Source organism: Sessilibacter sp. MAH3 (genome assembly GCF_054658275.1).
Genome location: NZ_BAAGIE010000059.1, coordinates 1 through 3,891 on the forward strand (window position 1 = coordinate 1; position 3,891 = coordinate 3,891).

5 protein-coding genes are annotated in these 3,891 nt (G+C 36.1%); all 5 read right to left on the minus strand.

Annotation, left to right across the window (positions count from 1 at the left end; all coding sequences use genetic code 11):
• Positions 1-841: 841 nt before the first annotated feature.
• The gene (locus tag ACYQ2C_RS18470) at positions 842-1,630 is read right to left on the minus strand and encodes a DUF2071 domain-containing protein (RefSeq protein WP_460104650.1); all 789 of its coding nucleotides are present in this window, start codon (positions 1,628-1,630) and stop codon (positions 842-844) included.
• A gap of 108 nt (positions 1,631-1,738) precedes the next feature.
• Positions 1,739-2,398 carry a hypothetical protein gene (locus ACYQ2C_RS18475; RefSeq protein WP_460104648.1) on the minus strand — a complete coding sequence of 220 codons (660 nt, stop codon included), beginning with the start codon at positions 2,396-2,398 and terminating at the stop codon, positions 1,739-1,741.
• 339 nt (positions 2,399-2,737) lie between these two features.
• A complete protein-coding gene (locus ACYQ2C_RS18480) occupies positions 2,738-2,926 on the minus strand; it encodes a hypothetical protein (RefSeq protein WP_460104646.1) in 189 nt (62 codons plus the stop codon).
• An 18-nt stretch (positions 2,927-2,944) separates the two neighbouring features.
• Complete coding sequence (locus ACYQ2C_RS18485; protein ID WP_460104645.1) at positions 2,945-3,103, minus strand: hypothetical protein; 159 nt, start codon at positions 3,101-3,103, stop codon at positions 2,945-2,947.
• Positions 3,104-3,113: 10 nt separating this feature from the next.
• Complete coding sequence (locus tag ACYQ2C_RS18490) at positions 3,114-3,653, minus strand: hypothetical protein (RefSeq protein WP_460104643.1); 540 nt, start codon at positions 3,651-3,653, stop codon at positions 3,114-3,116.
• Positions 3,654-3,891: the final 238 nt, after the last annotated feature.

The window sequence follows — 3,891 nt, forward strand, 5'->3', positions numbered from 1 at the left end:
TGAAGAAATTGGAAATCGCATTTTCAATTTCTGTCCTCTGATTAAATCAGGGATGAGTTAATCAGAGGTTCCTAAAGGAAACTTAGATTAATCTGAACCCTATACAAGACAAGACAAGACAAGACAAGACAAGACAAGACAAGACAAGACAAGACAAGAAAGCATTGTGAACCGCATCAAACAAACAACTAAATTTGCGCAAAAACTGGGAATTTTATTTTTATTTATTTGCCAAACAATTCACTAAAAACGAAAAAAATCAATATTTTTGAAAGCCGTTTAGATCAGATTTTGAAGTTAAGATTTGTTGATTCCAGCTTTCCAGCGTCCGTTAAAAGTAAAAAACCCAACATACAAACCGTAAAAAATAGTTAAGCCATCATACACGCTATTATTGCAACGCAAAAAATGCTTGGTTTCTCTATCAGCCTAGGGGAATTCTTTTTCATAAAGTACCTTATCACAAGCCTTGCAAGATGTTCTTATTCTTAACGTATAATCCACAAATAGACTTATAAACTTGGCAACTTTACTTCCAAACAATAAAAAATAAACTATTGTAGAAACCATTATTATCAGCTCTTGAAATACACCTAGATCGTATTCAAATGAACTTATAATCACGGCAACTATAAATGAAAACAAGCCATACGGGCACCATAGAAACCAGCAACAGGAACACAAAACCAACCGCATCTATCGGAGCAACCCTAAAACTAAAACCTATTCTTCCTCGTTTGCCACAAATATCACATCTATGAATCATATTACTCTCATTTAATAGCTCAAACCAAAGCACGTCCCGATGCGTTTTGATGATTAATTATTGTTATTTAGACTTTCACTCAATTACGGTTGGCGGCAAGTAAATCGTAAACTCATTTATCGGCTCGATTAAAACACTGTACGGTGAGTTTTGTTCTGCTTTTTCTACAAGACCTAGATTCGATAACAGCTTAAATTCAGCCGACTTTAATCTACCCGGTTTAACGTCTAACTGCTTATGCCAAACTCGATAAGTACCTAGTTTATTGTCTCGTCGATAATAAAAACCCGCCAAAGGATGCGTAAGATAAACAAGTGCAGATTCAACATCTGGAAACCCCGGAAAATTAAACGTATCAGACTCAGATTGACTTAACTCCACTGAAGCCGCCGCCCATTCAGACGTTGTTTCCATTTGGTACTTGTCGTACAAACCGCTGGTCTCGTTTAAGACGCAGTTGAACTTAACCCTGCCTGCATGCCATGGCAGGTTCCATAGGTATCTAGGTACCATGAGCGTCCACGAATCCAAGGTCGTACCAAGAAACCACACACAACGCTCGCCCGTTTCGGTATCGATAATATAAATTCGATAGTTTGTTTGTCCCATGGTAAATTTTGGAAACGGAAATACCGCCGATGTAAAATCGACATCGACAAAAGGAACAACTGAAATAAGTCCCATTGATTGGCCATGAACCTCAACCGTATCTAATTTAAAACGTTTTGGAAAAATATCGTCAAATCGCTCTTTGGGTACAGCGTAGGCAATAATGGCAAAATGCTTTAAACCACACAAAACGTCTATTCCGTGTGGTTTTGGTCTTTCCGTTAAATAGTCTTTTATTTTTAAAGATATTTGCACAAAATTTTCTCTGAAATAAGCGTTACAGCAAACTTTAATTTCCTATTAATTATTAACTTACCACGACCATAAAATACCCAACAATATCACCATTAAAACACTAGTCGTTTATTCATCATTTTTATACCTCTCAGCCGTTATAAGCTGATACGCCACAGAAAGAGCAGCCACTTCATAAACAAATAAAAAGGCAGATATTGCGCTAGATAATAAAGCACTATAGGGAACAAAACTTAAAATATAAGTGGGAATTGCTAACACTGTTGGAAATACTATTACCACTAAAAATATTAGAACTTGATGACTTTTTGTAAGCTCCCAAGATAACTTAAAAGAAACGCCTTTATCAACGGCAATACCCGGAAAAACCAAACAAAACCGACCCGCGAACCAGCAGATAATGATTAACGATGCAAGGCTGCCTAAAATTGGTATAAAGTTAAGCAACACCATTGGAATGCCCATAAGCACAATTCCAACGGCATGAAGAAAGAAAAAGGTTTCTCGTTTCGTCCACAATGTGACTCCCCACTTAGAAACCGAATTAGGCCCCAACAATATAATTCTATGGGTTGTAATCGCAAAAACAGCCAGAATTGCTAAACGCACTACCTCAACCACAACAGCCAAAACACCGGTAACTGCCATATATTCTATAGCACCCAGTAAAACATAGGCTAAAAATGGCAAAGCCAATGCTCTTAAAATCACCCTTTTGTATTCATCAACAAAGTAGAAAGCTCCTGCAATAACCTTTTTAAATTCCATAAATCGTCCTAACAACCACTCGTAATAGCCTATTATTGAAGAGTTCTACAGGCATCAATAAGATAAAAACTTACCACACTTTTAGGTAATCAAAGAAGCGTATACGGATGGGATACTGATAGAGAACGAGACTTAAACTTAATACTTTAGTTTACCTAAGCTCAAATTCGTGAAGATATGAAATAACCGAAGAGTGATTTAATACTGCTAGAAGAGATAAGGTGCTTATTATTTTCGCTGGTTTCAAACTAAATATCAGGAATTAATTTTTAAATACATGTAAACATAATACCGCATTCAAAAATCTGAATGACGGAGAGCATTGATTGATACCAATGATTATTTTTTATTACTTTCGTTATCAAAATCCAAATGCTCTGGCCCACCTGATAACAATCCTGTTGGCTCTTCATCATCAACAGGAGGAACAATATTTTGCTTCTTTAGTTCTTTTATCTTTTCTTTTAAACGTTTAATGCCTTCGGCTTCGTTTAATTCTGTTTTCTTAGTGCAATGTTTATCTTTCACGAAAACTTTCCCATAAAGTTAATCAATTAATTTAGACTTGTTAATCTGTCCAACAGGTTCGTTTGGAACTGAAGCCTTATTTGCCCTTTTAATTTTTCTGGCATACTCCTTAAGTCTGCTCGAAAACTCTTTAGCTGAAATACTTTTCATTTCATCTCTTTTCGAAAAATCACTCATTTTACGCACCTTACGTTAAATTTTTGACCAGATATCTGGGCTCATATTTTGTACCTGGTTTAAGTGTATATCCTAACGCTTTATATGAATTTACTGCACCTTGTACGGGGTCAATTATCCTTACTTCGCTCGCTCCACAAGCATAACCGTATAACTCTGTGGCCGTTAGGGCTATAAGTGCAATTCTGCCACGAAGTGGATGACTCGTAGAAGGAGAACCTTCCAAAATTTCTAATCTAACATGAATATTGTTTCCAGAGGCTTTTCCTAAACATAAACCGCATAACTGCTTTCCATACCAAATTGCAGCTTCAAATCGTTTATGATGTTTTCTCCTGTATTGGCTTACCCAACTTCCCCAATCCCATCCACCATTTGGTGGTTTTCTTCCAGACATGTACCAAGTTAAATTCTGAGATAGGGCCTCATTATTAATTGGAGTAAGTTTAATATGCGGCATATTAAGAATATTAGGAACAGCCTTATATACTTGTTCTCTATAATTGGAATACTTTTCCTTAAATTCTGGAAATGTCATTAGTTTTTGCATAATTTTCTCATTTACACATTCAACTTATGAAATAGAACGCTTTGCTCACATTACGGCACGTATTTAAACTGAAATTTTTAAATTTCAGATATATATCGAATTTTCCACATGTTTTCTAACAACGGGACGCGTCAGAAAACGACGCAGCTAAAAATCCGATAATATAGGAACCTCTGATTAACCTCCGAGATCTGCCATAATATCTCGTCTGCAAATAAAACGGTTTGATCATGAAACA